The 25,143-nt window shown below is 71.3% G+C and carries 20 protein-coding genes and 1 tRNA gene; 13 read left to right on the top strand and 8 right to left on the bottom strand.

Annotated features, from left to right (window positions below; all coding sequences use genetic code 11):
* The first annotated feature begins 15 nt into the window (after positions 1-15).
* The 6 genes from IFT45_RS13140 to IFT45_RS13115 all read left to right on the top strand — a co-directional run bounded on the left by IFT45_RS13140 (position 16) and on the right by IFT45_RS13115 (position 7,578).
* Entirely contained in the window at positions 16-1,284 is a 1,269-nt protein-coding gene (locus IFT45_RS13140; protein WP_192128653.1) for an ABC transporter substrate-binding protein, read from the top strand.
* Positions 1,284-2,276, top strand: coding sequence for an ABC transporter permease subunit (locus tag IFT45_RS13135; protein ID WP_192128651.1), 993 nt, complete (start codon positions 1,284-1,286; stop codon positions 2,274-2,276). Before IFT45_RS13140 ends, IFT45_RS13135 begins: the two co-directional genes overlap by 1 nt.
* Complete coding sequence (locus IFT45_RS13130) at positions 2,273-3,199, top strand: carbohydrate ABC transporter permease (RefSeq protein WP_192128649.1); 927 nt, start codon at positions 2,273-2,275, stop codon at positions 3,197-3,199. Before IFT45_RS13135 ends, IFT45_RS13130 begins: the two co-directional genes overlap by 4 nt.
* The gene (locus tag IFT45_RS13125) at positions 3,196-3,954 is read left to right on the top strand and encodes a 6-phosphogluconolactonase (RefSeq protein WP_192128647.1); all 759 of its coding nucleotides are present in this window, start codon (positions 3,196-3,198) and stop codon (positions 3,952-3,954) included. The genes IFT45_RS13130 and IFT45_RS13125 overlap by 4 nt, the downstream gene beginning before the upstream one ends.
* A gap of 68 nt (positions 3,955-4,022) precedes the next feature.
* On the top strand, positions 4,023-7,010 hold the full coding sequence (locus IFT45_RS13120; RefSeq protein WP_192128645.1) for a glycoside hydrolase family 2 TIM barrel-domain containing protein: 2,988 nt from the start codon (positions 4,023-4,025) through the stop codon (positions 7,008-7,010).
* Positions 7,011-7,173: 163 nt separating this feature from the next.
* Positions 7,174-7,578, top strand: coding sequence for a hypothetical protein (locus tag IFT45_RS13115; RefSeq protein WP_192128643.1), 405 nt, complete (start codon positions 7,174-7,176; stop codon positions 7,576-7,578).
* A gap of 95 nt (positions 7,579-7,673) precedes the next feature.
* Here IFT45_RS13115 and IFT45_RS13110 read toward each other — a convergent pair whose 3' ends face one another.
* Entirely contained in the window at positions 7,674-8,120 is a 447-nt protein-coding gene (locus tag IFT45_RS13110) for a hypothetical protein (RefSeq protein ID WP_192128641.1), read from the bottom strand.
* 135 nt (positions 8,121-8,255) lie between these two features.
* Here IFT45_RS13110 and IFT45_RS13105 point away from each other — a divergent pair, with 135 nt between their 5' ends.
* Together IFT45_RS13105 and IFT45_RS13100 are read left to right on the top strand one after the other, a co-directional pair.
* A complete protein-coding gene (locus IFT45_RS13105) occupies positions 8,256-8,477 on the top strand; it encodes a helix-turn-helix domain-containing protein (RefSeq protein ID WP_123520040.1) in 222 nt (73 codons plus the stop codon).
* Positions 8,477-9,718, top strand: a complete 1,242-nt coding sequence (locus IFT45_RS13100; protein ID WP_192128639.1) for a site-specific integrase — start codon at positions 8,477-8,479, stop codon at positions 9,716-9,718. The genes IFT45_RS13105 and IFT45_RS13100 overlap by 1 nt, the downstream gene beginning before the upstream one ends.
* Positions 9,719-9,753: 35 nt before the next feature.
* Here the strand turns inward: IFT45_RS13100 and IFT45_RS13095 are convergent, their stop codons facing one another.
* The 3 genes from IFT45_RS13095 to IFT45_RS13085 form a co-directional block, all read right to left on the bottom strand.
* Positions 9,754-11,574 (bottom strand): ATP-binding protein, encoded by a 1,821-nt coding sequence (locus tag IFT45_RS13095; protein WP_192128637.1) that lies wholly within the window; start codon positions 11,572-11,574, stop codon positions 9,754-9,756.
* 147 nt (positions 11,575-11,721) lie between these two features.
* Positions 11,722-11,794: transfer RNA gene (locus tag IFT45_RS13090), tRNA-Arg, on the bottom strand.
* Between the two features lie 87 nt (positions 11,795-11,881).
* Positions 11,882-12,154 carry a hypothetical protein gene (locus tag IFT45_RS13085; RefSeq protein ID WP_056052142.1) on the bottom strand — a complete coding sequence of 91 codons (273 nt, stop codon included), beginning with the start codon at positions 12,152-12,154 and terminating at the stop codon, positions 11,882-11,884.
* 129 nt (positions 12,155-12,283) lie between these two features.
* On the opposite strand from IFT45_RS13085, the gene IFT45_RS13080 reads away from it, so the two are divergent.
* From IFT45_RS13080 to IFT45_RS13070, 3 genes are all read left to right on the top strand, one after another.
* A complete protein-coding gene (locus IFT45_RS13080) occupies positions 12,284-12,880 on the top strand; it encodes a helix-turn-helix domain-containing protein (protein WP_192128635.1) in 597 nt (198 codons plus the stop codon).
* 62 nt (positions 12,881-12,942) lie between these two features.
* Entirely contained in the window at positions 12,943-14,256 is a 1,314-nt protein-coding gene (locus tag IFT45_RS13075) for an MFS transporter (protein ID WP_192128633.1), read from the top strand.
* 35 nt (positions 14,257-14,291) lie between these two features.
* Complete coding sequence (locus IFT45_RS13070) at positions 14,292-15,155, top strand: phosphatase PAP2 family protein (RefSeq protein WP_056052137.1); 864 nt, start codon at positions 14,292-14,294, stop codon at positions 15,153-15,155.
* A gap of 75 nt (positions 15,156-15,230) precedes the next feature.
* Here the strand turns inward: IFT45_RS13070 and IFT45_RS13065 are convergent, their stop codons facing one another.
* Positions 15,231-15,509 (bottom strand): GlsB/YeaQ/YmgE family stress response membrane protein, encoded by a 279-nt coding sequence (locus tag IFT45_RS13065; RefSeq protein WP_056052134.1) that lies wholly within the window; start codon positions 15,507-15,509, stop codon positions 15,231-15,233.
* Between the two features lie 117 nt (positions 15,510-15,626).
* Here IFT45_RS13065 and IFT45_RS13060 point away from each other — a divergent pair, with 117 nt between their 5' ends.
* Positions 15,627-16,307: a response regulator transcription factor gene (locus IFT45_RS13060; protein WP_185231272.1), complete on the top strand. Its 681-nt coding sequence runs from the start codon at positions 15,627-15,629 to the stop codon at positions 16,305-16,307.
* Between the two features lie 117 nt (positions 16,308-16,424).
* Here the strand turns inward: IFT45_RS13060 and IFT45_RS13055 are convergent, their stop codons facing one another.
* The 3 genes from IFT45_RS13055 to IFT45_RS13045 form a co-directional block, all read right to left on the bottom strand.
* Positions 16,425-20,414 carry an Ig-like domain-containing protein gene (locus IFT45_RS13055; protein ID WP_192128631.1) on the bottom strand — a complete coding sequence of 1,330 codons (3,990 nt, stop codon included), beginning with the start codon at positions 20,412-20,414 and terminating at the stop codon, positions 16,425-16,427.
* 183 nt (positions 20,415-20,597) lie between these two features.
* Positions 20,598-22,079: an LCP family protein gene (locus IFT45_RS13050; RefSeq protein ID WP_192128629.1), complete on the bottom strand. Its 1,482-nt coding sequence runs from the start codon at positions 22,077-22,079 to the stop codon at positions 20,598-20,600.
* Between the two features lie 200 nt (positions 22,080-22,279).
* On the bottom strand, positions 22,280-23,488 hold the full coding sequence (locus IFT45_RS13045; protein ID WP_192128627.1) for a VIT1/CCC1 family protein: 1,209 nt from the start codon (positions 23,486-23,488) through the stop codon (positions 22,280-22,282).
* A gap of 165 nt (positions 23,489-23,653) precedes the next feature.
* Between IFT45_RS13045 and IFT45_RS17900 the strand changes: the two genes are divergently transcribed.
* Complete coding sequence (locus IFT45_RS17900; protein WP_192128625.1) at positions 23,654-25,105, top strand: GNAT family N-acetyltransferase; 1,452 nt, start codon at positions 23,654-23,656, stop codon at positions 25,103-25,105.
* Positions 25,106-25,143 lie beyond the last annotated feature (38 nt).

Genomic DNA, 25,143 nt, shown 5'->3' with positions numbered 1-25,143 from the left:
CGATTGAGAGACCCCATGGCACACCCCACCCGACGACGCGTCGGCAAGATCGTCGGCACCGTCGCCGCGCTCGCCCTCATCAGCCCTCTGCTCGCCTCGTGCGCCGGCTCGAGCGGGGGCTCGAGCAGCGGCGAGACCGACGTCTGGATCTGGCCGGACGGCCTGAGCGACAAGGTCCTGTCGAGCGTCGACGAGAAGACGCCGCTCAAAGTGTCGACCATCGGAGGCGACTTCAAGCAGAAGCTCGTCACCACCTTCACCGGACGCACCGGCCTGCCCGCCGTGAGCGGCGTCAAGGGCGAGGACATGCCCTACTTCCTCAGCGAGTCCGATCTCTTCACCGACCTGAACGATCTCGGCGCGAAGGACATAGTCGACCAGTACCCGGCCTGGAAGCTCGCCGAGGCGACGACCGCCGACGGCAAGTTGATCGGCATCCCCATCGACATCGGCCCCACCGCGCTCTACTACCGGGCCGACGTGCTCGAAGCCGCCGGGCTGCCATCGGAGCCCGCCGACGTCGCCGCCGCGACCGCGACCTGGGACGACTACTTCGCGTTCGGCGAGAAGCTCAAGGCCGCGACCGGCGCGAGCCTCGAGGTCGACATGGGCGACGTCTTCACGAAGTCGATCGGCCAGGGAACCGCCCGCTTCGTGAACGAGGCTGGGAAGTTCACCGGAGACAGCGACGAGATCAAGACCGCCTGGGACCGCGCCGTCGAGGCGAAAGAGAAGGGCCTGACCGCCGGACTGACCGATGGCAGCCCCGACTGGGCCGCGGCCATCACGGGCGGCTCGCTGCCCACGCTGCTCGGCGCAGCCTGGTACCAAGCCGACATCAAGAGTGCCACGGCCGACACCTCCGGCGACTGGCGCGTGGCGCCGATGCCCGGCGGGCCGGCCAACATCGGCGGGTCGTTCCTCACCATCCCCGAGGGCACCGACGACCCCGAGGCCGCCTTCGCGGTGATCAAGGACATCCTGAGCGAGCAGAACCAGATCGTCGCCTACCAGGACAAGGGCATCTTCCCCTCGGCGACAGCCGCCTACTCGGCACCGGAGCTGACCGCGGGCGACGACTTCTTCGGCGGTCAGTCGACCGTCGAGGTGTTCGCGCAGGCAGCCGCCGACATGCCCACCGCGTACACGAGCCCGTTCGAGAACCAGGTCGCGGCGCCGTTCATGACCGAGCTGCAGAACGTCCAGTCGCTCGGCAAGGACCCCGACCAGGCCTGGGACGACGCGGTCACCGCCGGCGAGGCCGCCCTGAAGGCCGCCGAGTAGTGATCCCCACCGTGCTGAGCCCGGGAGCGCGCCCTGCGGCGCGCTCCCGGGCGGGGCTGCGCAAGAGCTGGCCCTACTACGTCGCAATCGCGCCGTTCTTCGTGCTCTTCGCGATCTTCGGCCTGTTCCCCGCCGGCTACTCGCTCGTGCTGTCTTTCCAGGACTGGAACGGCCTGGGTTCGCCCGAGTGGGTCGGCCTCGACAACTTCCGGGCACTGGCCGCCGACGCGACGTTCTGGCTCTCGATCAAGAACACGCTGATCATCTTCGCCCTGTCGACCTTCCCGATGATGGTCATCGCCGTGGTCGTGGCGGCGATGCTCAACGCGGCGAAGCGGTTCGGCACGTTCTACCGCATCGCCTTCTTCGTGCCGAACGTCACCTCGGTCGTCGCGATGGCCGTGCTGTTCGGCTCGATCTTCGGCGACAGCTTCGGCCTCCTCAACGCGGGCCTCCGTGCCGTCGGCCTCGACGGCGTCGCGTGGCTGTCGACTCCCTGGGCGATCCAGGTCACGATCGCCGTCCTGATCACGTACCAGTGGACCGGGTACAACGCGATCCTCTTCCTGGCGGGTATGCAGTCGATCAGCGGCGAGGTCTACGAGGCCGCCAAGCTCGACGGGGCGGGCGTCGTCCGCACCTTCTGGTCGATCACCCTGCCCCTGCTGAGGCCCACGATCCTCTTCGTGCTGGTGGTCTCGACCATCACGGGCTTGCAGAGCTTCACCGAGGCCCAGGTGCTCACCGCGTCGTCGTCGACGACCAACCCGAATTCAGGAGGCGCGGGTCAGGCCGGCCTCACCACGGTCCTGTACTTCTACCAACAGGCCTTCAACTACAACCGCTTCGGCTACGGAGCCGCCATCGCCTGGGCCGTCTTCCTGCTGGTCGTGATCTTCGTGATCATCAACTGGCGGCTGGGCTCGGGCAAGAAGGAGAAGGTCGTGGACGTCGATCCTGCAGCAGCACGTGACAAGGCGGTCGTCCGATGAGCGCGATCGTGAACGCGGCACGCGGCGTGACGGTCGAGGTCGTCGAGGCCGTCGAGAACGACGACCCGGGGCAGCGGCGCGGCCGCCCCGCGGGGCGCGGGCCGAAGGTGCCGACCTCGCGGGGAGTGCTGCACGCGCTGCTCGCCGTCGGCGCGGTCATCTCGCTGTTCCCGCTCTACTGGCTGGTCGTGATGGCCAGCAACACGACTAGCGACATCTACAAGTCGCCCCCGGTGCTCGTGCCCGGGCCACACCTGTTCGAGAACATCCGATCCGTGTTCCAGACGATCGACTTCGGCGGTTCACTGCTGAACACGGTCATCGTCGCCGTGTCGGTCACGGGCCTCGTGCTCTTCTTCGACTCGATCGCGGCGTTCACCTTCGCCAAGTTCCAGTTCCCGGGGCGCAAGCTGCTCTTCACCCTGCTGCTCGTGACCTTCATGCTGCCCGCGCAGCTGAGCGTGATCCCGCAGTTCATCACGATGATCAACCTCGGATGGGTCGGTCAGCTGCAGGCACTGATCGTGCCCGCCGCGGCCAACGCGTTCGGCATCTTCTGGCTGCGCCAGTACATCGTCTCGAGCGTGCCGGACGAGCTGATCGACGCCGCCAAGATCGACGGCGCCGGGTTCTTCAGGCAGTACCTGACAGTGTGCATCCCCTTGATCAGGCCAGGTCTCGGCTTCCTGGGCGTCTTCACCTTCATCGCCTCGTGGAACGACTACCTCTGGCCCTTGATCGTGCTGAACGACCCGGGCACCCTGACGTTGCAGGTCGCGATGAGCCAGCTGAACAGCGCCCACGGCAAGGACTACGGCATGGTGATGGCGGGTGCCCTGCTCGCTGTGCTGCCGCTGATCATCGTCTTCCTCGTCGGCGCCAAGCAGTTCATCGGCGACATCGCCAAGGGCGCGCTGAAGTGACGGTCACCCCCGCGGCTCGTCCCGAGGTCGTCACCGTCGGCGACGCCGACGAGCTCGGCCGGCGGGCCGCCGACATCGTGTCGGAGTTCGTCGAGGCCGAGCCGCGAGGCGTGCTCGGGGTCGCGACCGGCTCGTCGCCCGAGCCGCTCTGGGCCGAGCTCGTCCGGCGTCGCCGAGACGGCCTCCGCACCGACGGGCTCACGCTCGTCGCCCTCGACGAGTACGTCGGCCTCCCGGCCGGCCATCCCGAGAGCTACCGCACTTTCGTGCGCGACCGCGTCGCCGCGCCGCTCGGCGTCGACGACGATCGCGTGGTGGTGCCCGACGGCACGAGCGCCGACCTCCTCGCTGCGACCCGAGCGGCCGAGGTCCACGAAAGACGGATCGCCGACCTCGGCGGCGTCGGCCTGCAGATCGTCGGGATCGGCGCGAACGGCCACCTCGGCTTCAACGAGCCCGGCTCGCCGTTCCGCAGTCTGAGCCGTGTGGTCGAGCTGGCTGACCGCACCCGGCTCGACAACGCCCGCTACTTCGGCGGCGACCCGCGTGCAGTGCCGTCCAGGGCCATCACGCAGGGGCTCTCGACCATCATGTCCGCCCGGCACGTGCTCCTCGTCGTCCGCGGTCGGACAAAGGCCGTGGCCCTCGACGCTGCCCTGCACGGACCAGTGACCGAGTCCCTGCCGGCCTCGCTTCTGCAATGGCATCCCCGTGTCACGATCATCGCGGACCGCGAGGCGCTCGGCGCGAGCTGAGCGCCCCGCGCCACCGGGCCCACCCGCCGTCGCAGTCCTCCCCACCACCACCACCACGAGAGACCACCATGAACCACCTCGACGACGTCGCCCCCGGATCCCCCTCGCGCCTGGCGCCTCGGTCCTGGCTGCACAGCGACGCCCCGACCCACTCGCTCGACGGCACCTGGCGGTTCCGGCTGCTCCCCGAGGCACTGGACGACGTAGCCGGGCGCGTGCCGGAGCTCGCCGACCCCGAGCTCGACGACTCCGGCTGGGACGAGCTGCCCGTGCCCTCGCACTGGGTGCTGCACGGCCACGGGTCGCCGATCTACACGAACTTGCAGTACCCGTTCCCCATCGACCCGCCGCACGTGCCCGACGAGAACCCCACCGGAGAGCACCGGCGCACCTTCGTGGTGCCCGCGGGTCTCCGCGGAGCGGAGCGCGTGCTGCTGCGGTTCGACGGCGTAGACGGCCACGCGACCGTCTGGCTGAACGGCATCGAGCTGGGGTGGATGACCGGCAGTCGCCTCGCCACCGAGTTCGACGTGACCGACGCCCTGGTCGAGGGCACCAACTGCGTGGCCGTCCGCGTGGCCCAGTGGTCGGCCGCGAGCTACCTCGAGGACCAGGACATGTGGTGGCTGCCCGGCATCTTCCGGAGCGTCACGCTGCTGGGCCGCCCCGCCCGGGCCCTCGATGACGTCGATCTCCGAGCGTCTTACGACCACGCGACCGGAGCCGGCCGGCTCGATCTCGAGGTGGTGGGCGCGTTCCCGGTCACTCTTCGCGTGCCGTCGCTCGGGGTCGACGTCACCTGGGCGACTCCTGCCGAAGTCGTACCGGTCGACGTGCCGACCGTCGAGCCGTGGAGCGCCGAGGTGCCCCGGCTGCACGACGCGACCGTGTCGTCGCCCGGTGAGACCGTCGCCCTCCGCGTCGGGTTCCGCACGGTCCGGATCGAGGGGGACGCGTTTCTCGTCAACGGACGCCGGGTCACCTTCCGGGGGGTCAATCGCCACGAGTCGCACCCTGTCCGCGGGCGCGTCTTCGACGAGGCCGAGGCGCGCGCCGACCTCGAGCTGATGAAGCGGTCCAACGTGAACGCGATCCGCACCGCGCACTACCCGCCGCATCCGCGCCTCCTCGACCTGGCAGACGAGTACGGCTTCTGGGTCGTGCTCGAGTGCGACCTCGAGACCCACGGCTTCTGGGATGTCGAGTGGCGGGGGAACCCGAGCGACGACCCGGCCTGGCACGACGCCTACCTCGACCGGATCGCGCGGACGGTCGAACGCGACAAGAACCACCCGAGCATCGTGCTGTGGTCGCTCGGGAACGAGTCGGGCACCGGTCGCAACCTCGCCGCGATGTCGACCTGGCTGCACGGCCGCGATACGACCCGGCCGGTGCACTACGAGGGCGACCTCGCAGGCGAGTACACCGACGTCTACTCGCGCATGTACCCCACGCTCGAGGAGATCGCCTCGGTCTGCGGCGAGCCGGTGACCACGATCCACGAGACCGAGGGCGCCCAGGGCGCCCGGCAGCGCCACAAGCCGTTCGTGCTCTGCGAGTACGGCCACGCCATGGGCAACGGCCCCGGGTCGTTCGCTGACTACGAAGCGGCGATCGATCGCTGGCCTCGCCTTCACGGCGGCTTCGTGTGGGAGTGGCGAGACCAAGGCATCCTCAGCCGAACCGTCGACGGCACACCCTTCCAGGCCTACGGCGGCGATTTCGGCGAGGTAGTGCACGACGGCCAGTTCGTCATGGACGGCCTCGTGCTCTCCGACGGTACGCCGACCCCGGCCCTTGCAGAGTTCGCCGCCGTGGTCTCTCCCGTCCGGGTGAGGCTCGCCATCGACGGCCGCACTGTCTCGGTCGAGAACCGCCGGCACTCGGCTAGCACCGAGGACGTTGCCATCCGTTGGCTACTCGAGCACGACGGCCGGGAGGTCGCGGCCGGCGAGCTCGACGTACCGGCCGTCGATGCGCAGGCGAGCATCACGGTGGACCTCCCTCCGGAGGCGCACGAAGCGGGCGAGGCCGCTCACGTCCGCGAGGCACACCTGACCGTGATGGCGGTCACGCGAGACGACCTGCCGTGGGCACCCGCCGGTCACATGGTGGGACGTGACCAGGTGCTCGTGGTGAGCCGCCCAGCAGCCCGGGTCCGAGCCTCAGGTGGCTGGCGCGGTGACACCATCGGTGCGCTGACGTTCGACACACGCGGGTCGCTGACTTCGTGGCACGGGCTGCCTGTGAAGGGTCCGCGCCTCGAGCTGTGGCGTGCGCCCACCGACAACGATCGCGGTGCTGGACAGGGTTCATACGAACTCGCCGAGCCCGAACTCACCCACGGCCGAGGTGCCGAGGAGACTCCTCCGTCGGCGGAGCGGTGGGCTGAGCGCGGACTGCACCGCCTCGTCCACCGGGTGCTGTCAACGTCGAGGTCGAAACACGGCCTTGAGCAGCTCGTGCGGATCTCGGCCGCACACAGCGGAATGGGGGTCGACATCGCATGGCGATGGACTTCAACGGCGGTCGGCGTGTTGCTGCGCACCGAGGTCGTCCCTTTCGGGCCTTGGGACTGCACATGGCCCCGGGTCGGAATTCGACTTGACCTCCCTATCTCGCTCGCGTCGTCGCCCGTCGGCTGGTTCGGTACTGGACCAGCTGAGTCGTATGCCGACAGCGCTGCGGCTGCCCGTGTCGGTCGCTTCACCTCCAGCGTGCCGGCGCTGTCGATCGACTACGCCCGCCCGCAGGAAACTGGGCACCGTCCAGGGCTGAGGTCGCTCGTGCTCGGCGGCGAGGGCACCAAGCCGACGCTCACTGTCGACACCGTGCCCGATGGCTCTGATCACCGCTGTGGCTTCCAGCTCGCCCTCCATACCGCGCAGCAGCGCGGGCTCGCCGCGCACCCGCACGAGTTGCCCGAACCAGTCGCGCTGCATCTCTACCTTGACGACGCCCAACACGGGCTTGGTTCCCGAGCCTGCGGCCCCGACGTGCTGCCTCGACACGCACTCTGGCCGTCAGCCCGGGCATGGGAAGTCGTACTTAGCTAAAAATCTCTAAGGTCCCTACGAATTCTGTAACTACCCAGATCAGGATTGGACGTGTCCAGGGCAAGGGCGGTCGGGAACCATCTCGGCCCGAAGGAAGTCAATGACTTCTAAGGTGAAACCGCTCGTGACCTCGTCGAAAGCAATCTGAACCGAATCCCCGGGAATGAATGAGCATTTCCCCGCTGCCGCACCGTGGCTCGGAGCTCGAGTACTCGAAAATGCCCGAGCCTGGGTCGTAGAGCGTTCCGTCGATATCGAAGAGACGGACGCCTTAGCGCCGGAATTGCATGTGGTCTCCATCATCGCCACAGCAGCCCAGGCCGAGAGCCACAGCATCACCGCCGAGGTGCTGTCCGACGCCATGGGGGCCATCAGCATCTCGGACGCCACCGGCAGCGTCGACGCCAAGACCGTGCAAGCCACCCTCATGGCCCTGCTTCACTCGAACTTCGCCGCCGTCTCGACCTTGGCAGCCTGGGCCACGGCACTTACGACGGGTGAGGCCCTTCCGAAGGAGAACCTGCCGACGTCAGCCTCTACGGGCGCGCAGCACTTCATCAGGGCCTGAGCTCTCGCGACTCCTCACTTCACGTGACCACCCCGCACCCTCGGCCCCCCGTCTACAAGGGCAGCTCGCGGCGGACCCGTAGCGGGCACTACTCCTCAAATCGAGATGGCACCCACCCGGAGGTAGCCACTTCGGGCGAGGCCCAGCAGAAGGTCAGAGGCCGTCTGATGCTCGAGAGTCATGACGTTGCCCTGGGGAGGCCGCCATCCTTCGGTGCCGGGGTGGACGAGAACGAGGGGCACGTCACGGCGGAGCCACGGGGCCGGATCGCGGTCGGTGATGGTCCGGTCTCTGGTCAGTCGGTCGATCTCCGCCATCGTGCACCCGTCGAGCGAGAACGTGCCAGCGGTCGTCGCCCGCTTCATCGACTCCGCCTGCAACTCGGTCGCTGCTACGACAGCGATCGCTCGCCTCGCAGTCGGCCGGTCGACGCCTTCGCCGAAGTGCAGGTCGATGAGCGCCTCGATGATCTGATCGGAGGTACCGGTGACAACCTCGCCACGGGAGCCAGGACCACTGGCATGGAGGAATGACTTCTGCATGCCCACGTCATGCGCGGCGAGCTGCATGGCGCCCCGGAAAGCCGAAGCAACGCTGCTAGACCACGAGTTGCGACCTGCCGCGCATGGTGCTGGCGAGCCGGCGACCGCCGGCAGAACCTGACCAGGAACGAAGCCATGCCCGCCATCCTCGAAGCCCCCCGGCCAACGACCCTCCTCACCGCAGCCGACCTTGCCCGTGAATTCCACGTCACGCTCTCGACCGTCCGGTCTTGGCGCCTCAAGGGACTCGAGGGCAAGCCTGGCTATGGTCCCGTCGGCTTCACGGTAGGGCGGCGCGTCCTTTACCGGCGCTCCGATGTCGACGCCTGCATCGCCACCAACTCGGGCACGCGCTGATGGGCAGGAAGGCTCTCGGAGTCGGCCATTACGGTCACATCCGGACGGCGGAGCTGGCCAAGAACAAGTGGACAGCGACCGCGACGATACGAGACTCCCTGACCGTGACGACACGCGTCTCCGCACAGGGCACCTCGCCCTCCGATGCCAAGAGGGCGCTGAAGGACAAGTTCGAGGAACGCAAAGCGGCCAACGAGGCGCGTGCGAAGCGGTCCATCGAACAAGCTGAGGAAGAGAGTCGGGCGGCCGAGGACGCCAAGCGCGCACGTGACCGCCGCTCCTTCTCGTATGTGGCCCACCGCTGGCTGAAGGCGTCGCAGGGTGAGGGCTTGGCCGTCTCGAGTCGGGTCCGTTATGGAGACCTGCTCCGGCTTCACCTGGAACCAGCTTTCGGTGACGACGACATCCGTGACATCGGCATCGTGCAACTCGACGACTTCCTCCAGGAGTTCGTCGAACGTGGGCAGATCTCACAGGCCCGCTCTCTCCGCAGCCTGCTCATGAACGTCTTCGGCTACGCGCACAAGAAGCAGTTCGTTCCTTTCAACCCGGCTCGCGCCACAGACTCCATCAAGCCCAAGACGAGCACCCCGACTGCTCTTCGTGCCGCTGAGCTTGAGAGCATTCGAGATGCAGTTGGTCGATACATGCGACCCGAACCCGGCCGCGGAGGCCCGACCCCCAGCGTGCCTGTCGACCTCATCATCGACACCATGTTGGGCGGCGGAGGACTGCGCATCGGCGAGGCGCTCGCTCTGCGCTGGACCGACCTCGACCTTGAGGGCGAAGAGCCGACCCTTCGGGTGCTCGGAACGACCGTCGAGGTGAGGAACGACCAGAACAACGGAACGGGCCTGCACCGACAGTCGCGGACGAAGACTAAGTCGAGCATGCGCGCCGTCCGCATGCCGGAGTGGCTGCGTACCCGCCTCGCAGAAGCGCCTCGGAATCCGCACAGTGACCTCGTCTTCTGCACCAAGTCGGGCAAGCCTCTTTCTCGCAGCAACGTCTATCGAGCACTGAAGAAAGCTCTGGACGATGCCGGCATCGAGCACTTCGTCCTCCACGACCTGCGCAAGACTGTCGCAACGGCTGTGGACAAGTACGAGGGTCTCGCCGCCGCCAGCAGCATCCTGGGTCACTCCAACACGGTCATCACGCAAGCCTCATATGTGGAGCGAGCCGAGCTCAAGGCCGACGTCCGAACCACCCTCGATGCCTTCGCCCCCGCACCGAGGTGATTCGACGGCCGTGCGTCAGGTCGTGAGCGTCGGGCTCATTTCGCCATTTGTTGCAGGGTTTGCATCCAATCGCGCACCTCGTCAGCTCCACCCGCCTCAATGAGCAACCTGCGGGTCATCTTGGGAAACACCCGTTCGGCGAGGTACCGCTTGGCAGTTTGCGCCTTGACTGGCTTGAGGTTGGGGTCGGCCTTCATGGCCGCTGAGACGAGCGCAGGCACATCATCGGTTGGCCCGTAACTCACGGTGACACCAAGGGCAGATGTGATCGCATCCGGATGCAGGTAGTTCTCCAGCTCCCGGCGCGCAGTCAGACGGGCTGATGAGCCATCTGACCGACCATTTACTTGGTCGACCGCCTTCTGGTAACTGGACACGTCATTGTCGTATAGATGGAACTCAGGGCGCCCGAAGCCCTTGAGATAACGCTCCGACACCCACTGGTGCAGTGTGCCACCACCGAGCAGCACGAACGCGAAGCGGTTGTCAGTCCGTAGGTCGATGAGCGACTCTCCGCCATCGCAGAGCGCACCGCTTAGAGCCTTCAACCCAGCGACATCGTTCGGCCCTTCCACACAAACTAAGGCTCGAACTCGGTCATCGGGCAGAACGCCGAGTTCCTGTGCAATTCGGTCCCATGTGTCCTCGTTGGCCGGTCGAACTTGGGGAGCACCGTCGTCGTTCCTCGCCACGAAGCGAAGGCTCTCCGTCGGGAGATGGCCTGCCAAACCTGGGCTGTGGGTGGTCAGTAGCACCTGACAACCCTCACTTTGGGCCATCTCCTGGAATGACTCGAGAAGGATCTTCTGATTGCGCGGGTGCTGAGACGTCTCGGGTTCTTCGATGGCGTAGATCACACTTCTCTTCGACCCTTCCTCGATCTGACGCTGCGCCTCAGCCTTGAAGAAGCTCACGAGGACTAGTCGGCGCACACCGCTGCCTCGCTTGTTGATCGGAATTCCATTCCTACCCTCGAGCGTCACGCCGAAGAGAGACGACCACCGGGGATCGTTCTTGAACGAGGCGACCAGACCATCGGCGAGTTCCGGATCTAGTTCTTCAAGGGCCGCGTGCGTCCGCGTCGCCAGCTCTGTCGCTCTTTCCCTCACGATCGAGACGACGCCGGCCAAGGCCTGCTGGACGTCGTTCTCTGCCAGAGCAGCCGTGATGGCAAGCTTCATCGGATCTTGAACTTCGCTGTCCGAGTCGCGGCTCGACCTATCCGACTGGAAGAGCGCAAAATGAGGGAGCAGCGGCGCGAGCCTCTCCCAGATGCGCTTGGAGTCCTCCTTACTTACGGGAACATCACTTTCCTCGAGGACCAGTTCCGCTTCGGAGGCCCAGAGCGCTTTGCGCATCGCCGGGTTGCTCGCTTTGTTCACTTCCGCAGCGTCGGCTGGCTCCAGACGTTTGCTCAGTCGTGTCTTCAAGGCTGCGTTGCCGAGCAGAAGTAGGTCATTCAGGTCATCGTCTACCGGGTGATGGCAGACGACGAAGACTTCCTCCTTGGGCTTAGCCCCGGAGCACGTCCATCGCTTGCGGACGCGAAGGCGTCCTGTTTGCGTTAGCAAGAACTCATCTTTGAGCGACGTCTCCGCTTGGGCATCGAGCACGATTTTCTCCGGCAGCTCGCTGAAGGTGCAGGTCACCTCGAACTCCTGAGCGTCAGAGTCGACGTTCACATCACCCGCGTCGGCTTTGACGACCTCACTGCCGAAGAAGATCGCCAGGGCTTCGAGAATGGTCGACTTGCCCACGTCGTTCCGGCCGACGATGGTGGTCAGGTCCCCGATGACCACCTCTTGCTCATCCGTGTAGCCACGAAAGTTCTTGACAGTTACTGCTTCTAGTCTCATGCGTCCCCCCAGGAGCACCTTCGCTCTCCGCGACTGGGCCACAAAACGAGGCATTGTCACGACGAGTCGTTTAGGGCGAGTTTAGGGCGAGTTTGTCCAAGAAAGACAAAAGGCCCGGTCTCAGACCGGGCCTTTCCTTGTGTTCTGTGCGCCTGGAGGGACTCGAACCCCCAACCTTCTGATCCGTAGTCAGATGCTCTATCCGTTGAGCTACAGGCGCATTTCTCCGGCCGAACGGCCAGAGGAAACCATACACGAGCTCGGGCCCGCTCGCCAATCGAGGCGACCGGGCCCGGCTCGGGGCGGGCTACGGAGCGCGCGGACCTTCGTCGTCGTCCTTGCGCTCGCCGAGCAGCCGGTCGACGTCGCCGGAGTCGACGGTGCCGCTGCGGTCCATCACGTCGCCGGTCGCGTCGCGGCCGTTGAGGTGGGCGGTGCCGCGCTCGGCGCCCTCGTCGGTCTCGACGTCGCCGTGGTTCTCGGTGCTGCCCGCGACGGGCACGCGGGTGCGGTCGCCGAACTCGGCGGTCTCGTCGGTGACGCCGCCCTGGTGCGGCTCGTTCGTGTTGGTGCTGGTCATGGCGTGCCTCCTGTGGCTCGGGTCATGTGAGGACGAGTCTGCTCCCTCGGCTGCGGCCCGTCTCAGACAAGGGCTCGTCATGCACAAGAGGCATTGCGCAACACTTCTTGCGCATCTAGGGTCGAGCCCATGACCCCTCGCGTGCCCGACCGCCGTACCGAGCTCACCGACGCCGCCTCGCTGCGTGCTCTGGCGCACCCCACTCGGCTGCGCCTCCTCGGGCTCCTCCGCGAGCGCGGCCCGCAGACCGCCGCCCTCCTCGCCGACGTCGTCGACGAGGCCCCTGGCACCCTCAGCTACCACCTCGGCAAGCTCGCCGCGGTCGGCCTGATCGAGCAGGCCGACGCCCAGGGGCCCGACCGCCGTGAACGCTGGTGGCGGGCCACGAGCGACCTGACCGCGTGGGAGCCGGCCGACATGCTCGACGACCCCGAGCGGGCCTCCGCGTCCACCGCGTTCCAGCGCTCGATCGCGCAGGTGCTCGCCGCGCAGTACGGGCGCTACCTCGACGAGGCGCCGTCCCTCCCCCGCGAGTGGGTCGCCGCGGCCGCGCTCGGCGACCGCACCCTCCGGCTCACCGTCGACGAGCTCGCCGCCCTGCGCGACGAGCTCGAGGGGCTCACCGAGAGGTGGCTCGACGTCTCCGCCGCCCACGAGCCCGGCGACCCCGCGGTCGAGCACGTCACCTGGGCCCACCAGGCGTACCGGCGGCCCACGGCGCCGTGAGGGAGCCGAGGGTCCCGGCCGGCGCCTCGGAGCCCGCAGCGACCGACGGAGGCACCGGGGAGGTGGCGCACACCGCGCCCCACGCCCGCCCCCGCACGGCCCTGACCGCCCTCCTGGCCGCCCACGCGGTCAGCCAGACGGGCAACGTGGTCACCTCGTTCGCCGTCCCCTTCTACGTGCTCGGCACCGGCGGCAGCGGGGTCGAGGTCGGCGTGGCCGCCGTCGCCGCGACCCTCCCCGTCGTCGTCGGCGGGCCGCTGGGCGGCGTCGTCGCCGACCGCGTCGGTCACCGTCGGAGCGCCGTGGTCGCCGACGTCGTCAGCGGCGTCACGGTGCTGGCGGTGCCCGTCCTCGCCGTGACGGTCGGCCTGCCGTTCTGGGCACTGCTCGCCCTCGTCTTCGTCAGCGGCCTGTTCGACGCCCCGGGGCAGACCGCTCGCCGCGTCATGCTGCCGTCCCTCTCGACGGCGGCCGGGGTGCGCCTCGAACGGAGCGTGGGGTTCCTCGACGGCTCGGAGCGGCTGGCGAAGCTCGTCGGCGCCACGCTCGCGGGCCTGCTCGTCGCCCTGCTCGGGCCCCTCGGCACGCTCGTCGTCGACGCGGCGTCGTTCGCGGTCTCGGCGCTGCTGACGCTGCTGCTGGTGCCGCGAGCGACGGCGGGGTCACGGGCCGGCTCGTCGACGGCGGGTGCGGCAGGGCAGACGGACGCGGACCGCGCCTCCTTCTGGACCGACCTGGCGGAGGGGGCCCGGTTCGTCGCCCGCGACCGGCTGATGCGCCTCGTGGTCGCCCTGGTGCTGGTGACGAACCTGCTCGACGCCGCCCGCAGCTCGACGCTGCTGCCGATCTACGCCGACGACCGGCTGGGCGGCGCCGCCGCGCTCGGGCTGATCGTCGCGGTGATGGGCGGCTGCGCCCTCGTGGGCAGCGTGGGCTTCGGCCTGGTGGCCCACCGCGTGCCTCGTCGCGTCACGTTCGCGGTCTGCTTCGCCCTCGCGGGCGGCCCCTCGTCGGCCGCGTTCGCGCTCGACCTGCCGCTGGCGTGGCTCGTCGCGGCCACGGCGGTCTCCGGGCTGGCGGCGGGGGCGATCAACCCCATCCTGGGCGCGGTGGAGCTGGAGCGCGTGCCCGAGCACCTGAGGGCCCGGGTCTTCGGGCTGATCACGGCCGGGGCGTGGGCGGGGGTGCCGATCGGGGCACTGCTCGGGGGCGTCGCCGCCGACACGGTCGGCCTCGCCGTGGCGTTCGGCGTCGTCGCCGCCGTCTACGTCGTCGTGACGCTCTCTCCCCTGGCGGGAGGCGCGTGGCGGGAGATGGAGCGCGCCCCGGCAGCCTGTGAGTCCGCCCGCACTCCGGGCTCTGGGAGGTCGGTGTGAGGCTGCTTCCAGGGGCGGTGTTGTTCCATGGTCCCGTGACCGCATCGACCACCGCCCGAGCCAGCACGGCCGTCCGCCGTCGCGTGGCCCACCGGTGGATGCTGACCTCGGGACTCTCGGCCGCCGGCCTCGTCGGCGTCTACGTCGTGGCCGTCCTGACGCCGACCGGCCAGGCGATGGAGGACAGCATCCTCCGCTCGGTCGACGGCGACACCCTGCTGCAGTCCGGCTCGGCCCTCGACGCCATCTCGCCCTCGGCCCTGATGCTGGTCGTCGGCGTGACGATGCTCGTCGCGTTCGCGCGTCGTCGCCCCGGGGCCGCGCTCCAGGCCGGCGCCCTCGTCATCGGCGCCACGGTGACCACGCAGGTGCTCAAGATCGTCGTGCCGCGCCCCGAGCTCACGGGCGACGTGTACGCCAACAGCTTCCCGAGCGGCCACACCACGGTCGCCGTGGCCGCCATGTTCGCCGTGCTCACCGCCTTCGGCCGTCGCTCGCGGCCCGTCGTGTACGTCGTGGCGACCGCCTTCGCGGCGATCGTCGCCGAGCAGACCGTCGCCTACGGCTGGCACCGCTGCAGCGACGTGGTCGGCGCCTGCGCGGTGGCGCTGCTCTGGCTGGGCGTGGTCCGCGGCGTCGCCGCCCGCTACACGGGCGACCGTCGGGGCCGCGACGAGTCCGTCGGCACCAAGGCGCACGGGGTCACGTCGGGCGTCCTGGGCCTCGCCCTCGTCGTCTGCCTGGCCGCGTCGGGAGCGACCTGGGGCATCGGCATCGGCAGCGACATGAGCGTCACCACGTCGACCGGCGACGGGGTGCTGATGGGTGCCCGCCTCGCCGCGGCCGGGGTGGTGCTGGTCACGGGCTGGCTGGCCTGGAAGCTCGACCGCCGGCTCTGAGCCGCACCCCTTCACGACGCGCAGACCCCGCTGCGGCGCGTGCCGAGCGGGGCCTGGAGGTGCGACGAGCAGCGGTCAGCGGCGAGCGCCGCGACGACCCGAGACCGACACCCAGATCACGAGCACGACGATCGCGCCGATGATCGAGCCGATGATGCCGGCGGGCTGGAAGAAGCCGTCGGTCGGGTCGTGCTGGAAGAGCAGGAAGCCGAGCAGCCCGCCGACGAACGAGCCGACGACGCCGAGCACGATCGTGGCGACGATCGAGAGGTTCTGCTTCCCGGGGACGACGGCGCGGGCGATGAAGCCGGCGACCAGGCCGATGACGAGCAGGCTGACGATGAGACCGAGCATGGTGTTCTCCTTCTAGGGGGCGGCGACCGGCACCGTCGGTGCCGTGCTGTCGCCGTGTCACAGCAGACCACCCCTGAAGGTGTGGCGGCACACCCCTCGGGGTGGGATGGTGAGCCCATGACCACCGCGGAGCTGCCCGTCCAGACCAGCTACATCACCGTCGCCCTCGTCGACGACTACGACGTCGTGCTGACCGGCCTCGCCCACATGTTCGACCAGTACCGCGACCGCGTGACGGTCGCCGAGATCGACGCGACCACCTCGCTCTCCGACAGCGTCGACATCGTGCTCTACGACTCGTTCGCGCAGCCCGAGTCCGACCACCACGAGCTCGCGGCCCTCGTCGCGAACCCCTCCGCGCGGCGCGTCGTCGTCTACACCTGGAACTTCCACCCCGAGCTGGTGGAGTCGGCCCTCGCGCAGGGCGTGCACGGCTACCTCTCGAAGACCCTCGGGGCCCGCGAGCTCGTCGAGGCGCTCGAGGCCGTCCACCGCGGGGAGCTCGTCGTCAGCGACGTCCGGCACCGGGCCCCCAGCGCGCCGGGGCTCGACTGGCCGGGCAAGAAGGAGGGCATCACCGACCGCGAGAGCGAGATCCTCGCCCTCATCACCCAGGGCAAGAGCAACGCCGAGGTCGCCGCGCTCACGTATCTCAGCCCCAACACGGTCAAGTCGTACATCCGCTCGGTGTACCGCCGCATCGGCGCGACGAGCCGCACCCAGGCGGTGCTCTGGGGCGTGCAGAACGGGTTCACGCCCGACCACCACCGCATCGACCACTGGCTCGGCGGGCCCTGAGGCCGGCGGCGCGGCACGGGAGGGTGCGGCGCGGGAGGGCACGAGCGCGGAGCACAGCGCGGGAGGCGCGGGCCGGGCTGGTGCCCGACCCGCGCCTCCCTGAGGTGGTGCTGTCCGCTACTCGGCGGCGCGCCCCCGACGGCGGGCGACGAGCGCCCCGCCGAGCGTGAGCAGCGCGAGCGCCGCCGTGAGCCCGACGCCGAGCGCGGGGCCCGAGCCGGTCATCGCGAGGCGGCGGGCCTCGGCGCGGGCGGCGGTGTCGGTCGCGCCCGCTCCGGCTCCGGTCCCGGCACCCGCTCCGGTGCCGGCACCCGCTCCGGTCCCGGGGGCCGTGCCGCCGGGCGTGCCGGGCGTGCCGGGCGTCCCGGCGCTGGGGTCCGTGCCGCCCACGGGCGGGTCGACCGGTGCGGCGAGCACCGTGACGCCGTCGCTCGTGACCGGCTCCGAGTCGGCGAAGCCGGCCGCGCGGGCGGTGACCCGCACGCTCAGCACACGGCCCTCCGACCCGGCCGGCACGACGAAGGTCGCGCTCTCGACCGGTGCGGCGGCGCGGGTCGCGGGCTCGTCGCCGGGCGCCGCGGCCGGGGCCACGGGCTCGCCGTCGAGCAGCCACTCGGCCGTCAGCTCGGCCTCGCCCGGGTCGGCGACCGCGACGACGCGCAGCTCCGACCCGACGCGCGCCTCGCCGGTGACGACGACGGAGCCCAGCGCGACCTGGCGCGTCACGTCGACCGTGTAGGTCGTCGTGGTCGTGCCGTCGGGCGAGGTGACCGTCACCGTGGCGACGCCGTCGGTGGCCTCCGACGCCTGCTCGACGACCACGTCGGCCGTCGTGTCGGTGGCGATCGCGGAGACGAGCGGCCAGCGCTCGCCCTGCACCGTCGCCGCGTAGGCCGACGTGGCGGGGTCGAAGCCCTCGACCTCGACGCCGTCGAGGCGCAGGGTCGCGGCGGTGCTCACCGACGAGTCGGAGGCGACCGGCTCGAAGAGCTGCACCTCGCTCACGGTGAGGTGCGTGTTCGCGTAGGCGTCCATCACGACGCGGACGCCCGAGGTGGTCACCGTCGGGAACTCCGCCGTCACGACGGGGGCGCCGGCGGTCGGCACCGCGACGGGCTGCGGCGTCTCGTAGCCCGGCAGCGGCTGCCAGCTGCCGTCGGTCGCCCGCTGCTGCAGCTGGATCGTCTGGGCCCAGCTGGTGGCCGAGCCGTCCGGGTAGAACTGCACGGTCACCTGCGAGACGTCGCGGGGAGCGTCGAACGAGTACTGCAGCCAGCTCTGCGCGGGCTTGCCCGACGACACCCAGTTCGACCAGCCCTTGTCGCCCGACACCCCGTTGCGGGTGCGGTCGGCGGGGTAGCCCGACTCGGTCGACGAGGCCGAGGCCGCGACTCCCTGGTCGGGGGCGAAGTTGCGCAGGGTCGCCGTGGTGACGATCAGCGAGACCTCGGCGGGCAGCTCGCCGCCGTCGACCGTCGCCGTGCCGGCCAGCGTGACGACGCCGGGCCGGGCGAGGTCGTCGGCCGTGAGGCTCGACGAGCTCCAGGTGACGGGCACGTCGAAGGTCTGCTCCGAGGCGCCGACCCGGGCGGGCACGGTCTCGGGCAGGGCCGCGACGACCCCCTCGACCGCGCTGCCCACCGCGACGGTGAGCGACACGGGGTCGGTGACGGTCAGGCCGCCGACGTCGACGAGCGCCGTGACCGCGAACTCGCGGCCGAACACGTCGGTGGCGGTGCCGCCGACCTCGACGCGGCCGGGCGTCTGCCAGGCCGCGGCGTCGACCGCGCCCCAGACGACGCTCGCCGCGGCGCCGGAGCCCCACGAGTAGCCGGCCACGACCGTGGCGGGGAGCGCCGGAGGCACGCCCACGTCGGTCCGGAGCGCGACGGTCTGCCCGACGGCCGGCTCCAGGTCACGCACGACCCAGCGCTGGTTCGCGCCGCCGTTCGAGCCGTAGACGCCGACGCCCGCGCCCTCTGCGGACGACTGTCCGTTGACGTCCAGCGACTGCGCGACTCCCTCGCCGACCAGCGAGAAGGTCGATCCGTCGGTCGTGGTGACCCACCAGCGCGAGGCGGGGTCGCCGGCCGCGGTGGCCTCGTCGACGCTCCTCAACTCGGTGCCGCGGGAGGTCGCCGCGAGGTAGCGGCCGTCGGCGGCCCGGAGGGTGACCCGGCGCTCGTCGCCGGACTCGGTGGGCACGGTGCGGGCCGTCCAGGACTGCCGCCCCGCCGCCTCCGTCGTGGTCGCCGACGAGGTGAGGGTCGTGGCCGCACCGGTGCCGGTGCCCGTGCTGAGGGCCTTGCCGCTCTGCACGCCGACGAACTGGTAGTCGTGGCCGTCGAGCACCGCGGGGGCGACGGCGGCGACGCCGGAGACGCCGGCGACCTCGAAGGTGGTGACCGACTTCGCGGGCACCGTCAGGGTCGCGGTGCCGCGGGCGACGTCGACGGCCACCGGGGCGCCGGGGACGACGCCGGTCGACGTGACCTCGGCGCCCTCGGGCGCCTCGGTGGTCGTGTAGGGCGTGACGGCCGCGCCGTCGGCGATCGCGCCGAAGCGCGACAGGTCGAGCGTGACGGTGCGGGGGGCGTCGGTCGTGTTGCGGTGCACGAGCGTGGCGCCGTCACCGTCGGGGCGCACGGCCGCGGTGGTGTCGACGTCGTCGACGGCGACCAGGCGGTCGCCCTCCTGGATGAACTTCGTGAAGTTGCGGAGCGCGGAGAACTTGGAGTTCACCTTCACCGAGCAGGGCTCGACGGCGGTGGAGTCGCCCCCCGCGTCGGCGACGCGGCGCTCGCTCTTCCAGACCTCGACGCCGCCCTCGGTGAAGGGCACGCAGTCGAGGTCGATGAACATCGAGCCCCAGTTGAGGTCCTCGCCCTGCGGCTCCATGTTGTAGAGGTCCTCGACGGGCTGCCAGAGCACCCAGGCGTCGGGCTCGAGCTCGCGGAGGTCGTCCGCCACGCGGCCGGCCATGCCGAGGCCGTTCTCGATGTTCGACGGATCCCAGCCGTTGACCCAGCTTCCCTCGATCTCGCTCATCCAGAGCGGCGAGTCCGCCTGCTTCGCGAGGTCGCGGACGGTGAGGCGGCCGCTGGTGCCGTAGGTGTGGACGTTCATGCGCCCGACCGCGTCCCGCGCCTCCTGGGGGTAGGCCGCCCAGTTGGTCGCGAAGATGCCGGGGTTGGTCTCGTCCATCGCCGCGATCATCGCGTCGGTGGTCGTGCCGGGCTCGGCGAGCTCGGCCTGCAGGTCGGCGATCATGCGCACCTGCTGGTCGGGCGAGACGTGCATGCCCTCCTGGCGCCCGGTCGGCTGGCCGTTCCGGATCGTCGTGCCCCAGTAGTTCGTGTTCGGCTCGTTGAACGGGTCGATCGACTCGACCTCGATGCCCGAGGTCTGCTCGAGCTGCTCGGTGACCCGCGTGAGGTACGTGATGAAGTCGGCCTCGGAGGCCGTCTTCAGCTGCTGCGCCGTGGAGTTGAACCCGCCCGACACGTAGCCGCTCTCGGTCATGAAGTACGGCGCGGAGTTCGCGAACGTCTCCCAGTGCGTGATCTGGTCGTCGGCCGCGAGGCGGTCCACCCACCAGCGCTGCGTGGCGTCGGCGTCGAGGTCGTACTGCGACAGGTCGTCGGGGTCGAAGGCCTGGCGCACGGCCTCGCGGTCCGCGTACGCGGTGGAGGCGCCCCCGTAGGTGCCCTCGCTGCCGTCGGCGTCGGGCGCCCACCAGCCGTCGACCGCTCCGCCCGCGCGGAGGTAGTCGACGACGTCGGTCGCGTTGCCGCCGCCGATGTTGTACCGGGCGATGTTGAGGTCGAGCCCCTCCTCGCCGAAGACGGCCTGGTAGAGGTCCTCGCGGAGCTCCTCCGGGTAGCCGCCCGTGGCGTTGGCGAACCAGACGAGGCTGGTGCCCCAGCCCTGGAACGGGTCGCCCGCGTACCAGGGGTTCGGCGTGATGGTCACCCCCTCGGCGGTCGCCGCGGCCGCTGCGGTGTCGGCGGGCGGGAGCCCGGTGACCAGCCCCACGGCCGCGAGCGCCGTGACGCTCGCCCCCGCGAGTGCTCGTCGTACTACAGATCGTGATCGTCGCATCGTCATCGATGCAGCCCCTCTGTCGTGCTGACGGTCGCCCCTGACGGCGACCGGGCGGTCGTCGTCGACCCCCGAACGGGAGCGTACGGTGTTTGCGCAAACATCGGAAGGGGCGGCGTCCGATCTGCGCAGGCTGCACCGCCGATCGGCCAGGCCCGGGCCCCGTCACGCGCCGAGGCGCCGCTCCGGTCAGCCCTTCGCGGCGCAGGTGACCTGGTCGGCGCTCTGGCCCGAGACGGAGGAGGGCAGCTCGGCGGCCGGCAGCGGCGCGGGCGCCGCCGTGGCCGGGGCCGTGGCCGTGGGGTCGGCCGGGTCGGTCGACCCGACGGGGACGCCCGGCTGCTCCGCGGCGGGCGGTGCGGGCACCGCGGGCGCCGCGGGGTCGAGCACGGCCGACCGCCCGAGGCTGTCCTCCGCGAGCTCGATCGGCTGGCCGGCCTGGAGGGCGGCCTTGAGCACTGCCGCGGGCTCGGTGGCCTCGACGACCCGGTTCGGGTCGCTGGGGTCGTCGACGACCGGGTAGGTGACGAAGACCATCTGGTCGAGGCCGACGGTGTCGATCGCCAGGGCCATCCGCGCCAGGGTGGCGGGGTCGGCGAGGGTGTCGCTGAGGGTCATCGAGTCGAACGCGACGGTCGCGAGGCGGAGCACCGCGGCGGGGTCGGTCAGCGTGCCCGCCGACACCGTCTGCCGGGCGAGCGCCGACAGGAAGGTCTGCTGGTTGCTGACGCGGGCCAGGTCGCTCTCGTCGCCGACGCCGTGTCGCGAGCGCAGGAAGGAGCCCGCCTCGCTGCCCGTCAGCACCCGCGTGCCGGCCGGGAGGTCGAGCGCCGGGTCGACGTCGTCGTCGCGCAGCGGGGTCGCCAGGCACACCTCGACCCCGCCGACGGCGTCGGCCATGGCGACGACGCCGTCGAACTCGACCGAGCCCGCGTAGTCGACCTGCAGCCCGGTCAGCTGCCCGATGGTGGCGGCCACGCAGGCGAGGCCGTGCTCGCGTCCGCCGCGCTCGAGCGCCGTGTTGAGCATCGCCCGCGAGCTCGCCGGGGTGACGCCGCCCTCGTCGTTCGTGCAGGCCGGGATCGGCAGCAGCAGGTCGCGCGGGAAGCTGACGACGGCCATCGCCGTGTGGTCGGCGTTGATGCGCACGAGCACGGTCGAGTCGTTCTTGCCCACGCCCACGCTCGCCGCCTGGTTCGCGGCGTCCTCGTAGGCGACCCCCTGCCCCTCACGGGTGTCCGACCCGACGAGCAGCAGCGTCACCTCGCCCGACTGCGCGGTGAGGGCGGGCGGCGGCGACGAGGTCGCTCCGGGAGCGGCGAGGCTGACGGGCGGAGGCGCCCCGTCGAGCACCTGCCAGGTGGCGACGGCTGCGAGGGACGTCGCACCCGCCACGGCGACCGCCGCGACCAGGCCCACGCCGGCGGCGAGCCCGCGCCACGGGCCGCGACGGCGCAGCCGTCCGTGCCGGGCGACGCCGCGGCCGCGAGCGGCACCACTCGCGGCCGGGTCGCGGTCGTCGCCGTCGGGGTCGACGGGGTCGACGGCGTGATTGGGGTCGTCGTGCTCGACGGCGTGGTCGGGGTCGACGGGGTCGTCGTGCTCGACGGCGTGGTCGGCGTCGACGGGGTCGACGGTGTCGTCGTGCTCGTCGTGGTCGGTCCCTGCCATGTGCTCCCCCGCGCCGGCTCGTGGTCGGGCGAGCATAGCGGGGCCGCCCGCGCGGCCGCCGAGGGCGGTCTCGGCGCCGGCCGAGCGACAGGCACCCCGTCCTCGCCGGCGAACCCCGCCGCGGCAGGGTCCGCGAGCGAGGACGGGGTGCCTCCCGGGCCCGGCTCGGACAGAGACGGCGCGGCGCGGCGCGGTCCCGCTCAGAGCCCCCCGGTGCCGAGCAGCAGCCCGAGGAGGTACGTCGCCCCGGCCGCCCCGTAGCCGATCGCGAGCTGGCGCAGCGCGCGCCGGAGCGGGCTCGCCCCGGAGAGCAGCCCCACCACGGCGCCCGTGCCGAGCAGCGCGAGCCCGACGAGCACGGCGGCGACGACGACGGCGACCAGCCCCTGCAGCCCGAACAGGTACGGCAGCACGGCGATCACCGCCCCCGACGCGAAGAAGCAGAAGCTCGAGCCGGCCGCGCCGAGGGCGGTGCCGAGGGTCTCGTGCTCGACCGGGGCTGGGGCTGCGGCTGCCTCGGGGGCGCGGGAGGCGCCTCCTGCGCCCTCGGCACCGCCCGCCTCGACAGCGTCGCCGGGCAGGGCGTCGGCCGTGTCGGCCCCGTCACCCGTCGGCTCGGCCCGGCGGGTCGTCGCGACGGCCTCGCCCGGCAGCCGGAACGGCGACGTCACGGGCGTGACGGCGCGCAGCACGTCGCGCGCCCGCGCCTCCGCGTCGGCCGGCGACATGCCCCGCGCCCGGTAGACCAGCGCGAGCTCGTTCGCGTCGACGTCGAGGTCGGGCAGCACGCTCCGCGCCGCCGCGTCGGGGGTCGACGCGTCGAGCAGCTCGCGCTGCGACCGCACCGAGACGTACTCGCCGGCCCCCATCGACAGGGCCCCGGCGAGCAGGCCCGCGAGGCCGGTGGCGAGCACGACCCGGTTCGGCACCCCCGAGGCGCTGATGCCGAGCACGAGCGCGAGGTTGCTCACGAGCCCGTCGTTCGCCCCGAAGACCGCGGCCCGGAACGATCCCGAGAGGCGGTTGCGCCCGCGCTCCGCGAGCCCCCGCACGACCTCGCCGTGGATGCGCTCGTCGGCCGCCATCGCGTCGGTCGCGTCGGCGTCGGTCGCGTACGGCGACCGTGCCTCGGCGCTCTGCACGAGGGCCAGCACGAAGATCGAGCCGAAGCGGCGGGCCAGCAGGCCGAGCACGCGGGTGCGGAGGTCGGTGCGCACCGGCCGCCCGACGTCGTCGCCGAGCAGGTCGAGCCAGTGCTGCGCGTGCCGCGCCTCGGCGTCGGCGAGGGCGACGAGGATGGCGCGCTCCTCTCCGGTGCGGCGACGGGCGAGGTCGCGGTACGTGGCCTCCTCGGCGCGCTCGTCGGCGAGGTAGCGGCGCCAGCGGCGGAGGTCGCTCGTGTCGGTCATGGCCTCATCGTGCCTCCTCCAGCCCGCCCGCGCGTGCCGACCCGTGACGGAGCGCTGCTCGGACCGGCGGGAGGCGCGCCCCGCGACCTCCGGACCGGCCGCTGGGCCGGGAGGCAGGCCCGAGCGCCGGGGTGACCGGCCGACGACGCGACTAGCGTGACCGGGGTGACCCGTGCCTCCGCCGACTCCCCCGCCGGGCCCGCCGGAGCCGCCGGGCCCGCCGCGGCCGCCCCGCGCTACCTCGGGGTCGACCTCGCCTGGCGCGACTCGACGCCGGGGCGGCCCGCGAACGAGACCGGCCTCGCCGTCGTCGCGGCCGACGGCACCGTGCTCGACGCGGGCTGGGCGCGCGGCGTCGACGCCGTCGAGGAGTGGGTGCTGCGCTGGGCGACCCCCGGCTCGGTGGTCGCGATCGACGCGCCGGTCCTCGTGCCGAACGCGACCGGCATGCGCGCGAGCGAGCGCGAGGTCTCGCGGTCGTACGGCCGGTGGCACGTGGCGGCGAACGCGAGCAGCGCCTCCCTGCCCTGGCTCGGCGGTCGCGACCTCGGCGAGCGCCTCGAGCGCGCCGGCCTCGTGCTCGACGACGGCGTGCAGCCCGTGCCCGAGGGCCGAACCAGCTACTTCGAGTGCTACCCCTACACGACCCTCGTGGGGGCGGCCGAGCTCGGCTACGACGAGCGCCGGCCGCGCTACAAGCGGCCCGACACGACGCTCCCGCCGGAGGCGCGGCGCGAGGCCCGAGCAGCGGTCTGCGACGACCTTCTGCGTCGGCTGGGCACGCTCTCGGCCGCCGCCCCGGCGCTGCAGCTGCGCTCGCACCCGGTGTCGCGCCTCCTGCTCGACGAGCCGTCGCCGCTCGTCGACCGGGCCTACAAGCACCGCGAGGACCTGCTCGACGCCCTGCTCTGCGCGTGGACGGCGTCGCTGCGGGCGCAGGCCCCGGGTCGGCTGCAGGTGCTGGGGCACGCGACCGAGCCGGATGCGCGGGGACGTCGCGCCACCATCCTCACGCCCTGCCGAGACGGGCAGCGTCGGCAGCCGGCGCCGCAGCCGCTGCGGGGGCACCCGGTCGCCTCGGCAGCCGCGCCGGGCACCCCGTCCGGGCCGCGGGGCGGCGTCACCGTGCGGCCCACGACGGCGGACGACTGGCGGGAGGTGCGCGACCTCCGGCTCGAGATGCTCGCCGACACCCCGCGGGCGTTCGGCGAGACGCTGGCCGCCGCACAGCCCCTCGACGAGCAGGCCTGGCGGCTGCGGGCGGCGCGGGGCACCTCGGCGACCGGGGTCTTCCTGGCCGCGGTCGACGAGGCCGACGGCCGCTGGCTCGGCACCATGGGCGGGTACCTGCCCGAGCCCGGGCACCCCGTGCTCGTCGGCGTCTACGTCACGCCGACGTCGCGGGGCGCCGCCGCCGGGGTGGCCGACGCGCTGCTCGACGGCGTCGTCGAGTGGGCGAGGGGGCACGGCGACGCGTTGTTCCTCCAGGTGCACGAGGCCAACGACCGGGCGATCGCGTTCTACCGTCGCCGAGGCTTCGCCCCGACCGGCGCGACCTCGCCCTACCCCCTCGACCCGACCGCCCTCGAGCGGGAGCTGCGCCTGCCGCTACAGTGAGCCCGACGACGCCCGGCGCGGGCGTCGCGCCAGCCGGA

It is taken from the genome of Frigoribacterium sp. CFBP 13707 (genome assembly GCF_014842245.1).
In the GTDB taxonomy this organism is placed as follows: domain Bacteria; phylum Actinomycetota; class Actinomycetes; order Actinomycetales; family Microbacteriaceae; genus Frigoribacterium; species Frigoribacterium endophyticum.
Note: the sequence above shows the minus strand (reverse complement) of the source record. Positions and strands in the feature narration are given on the sequence as shown.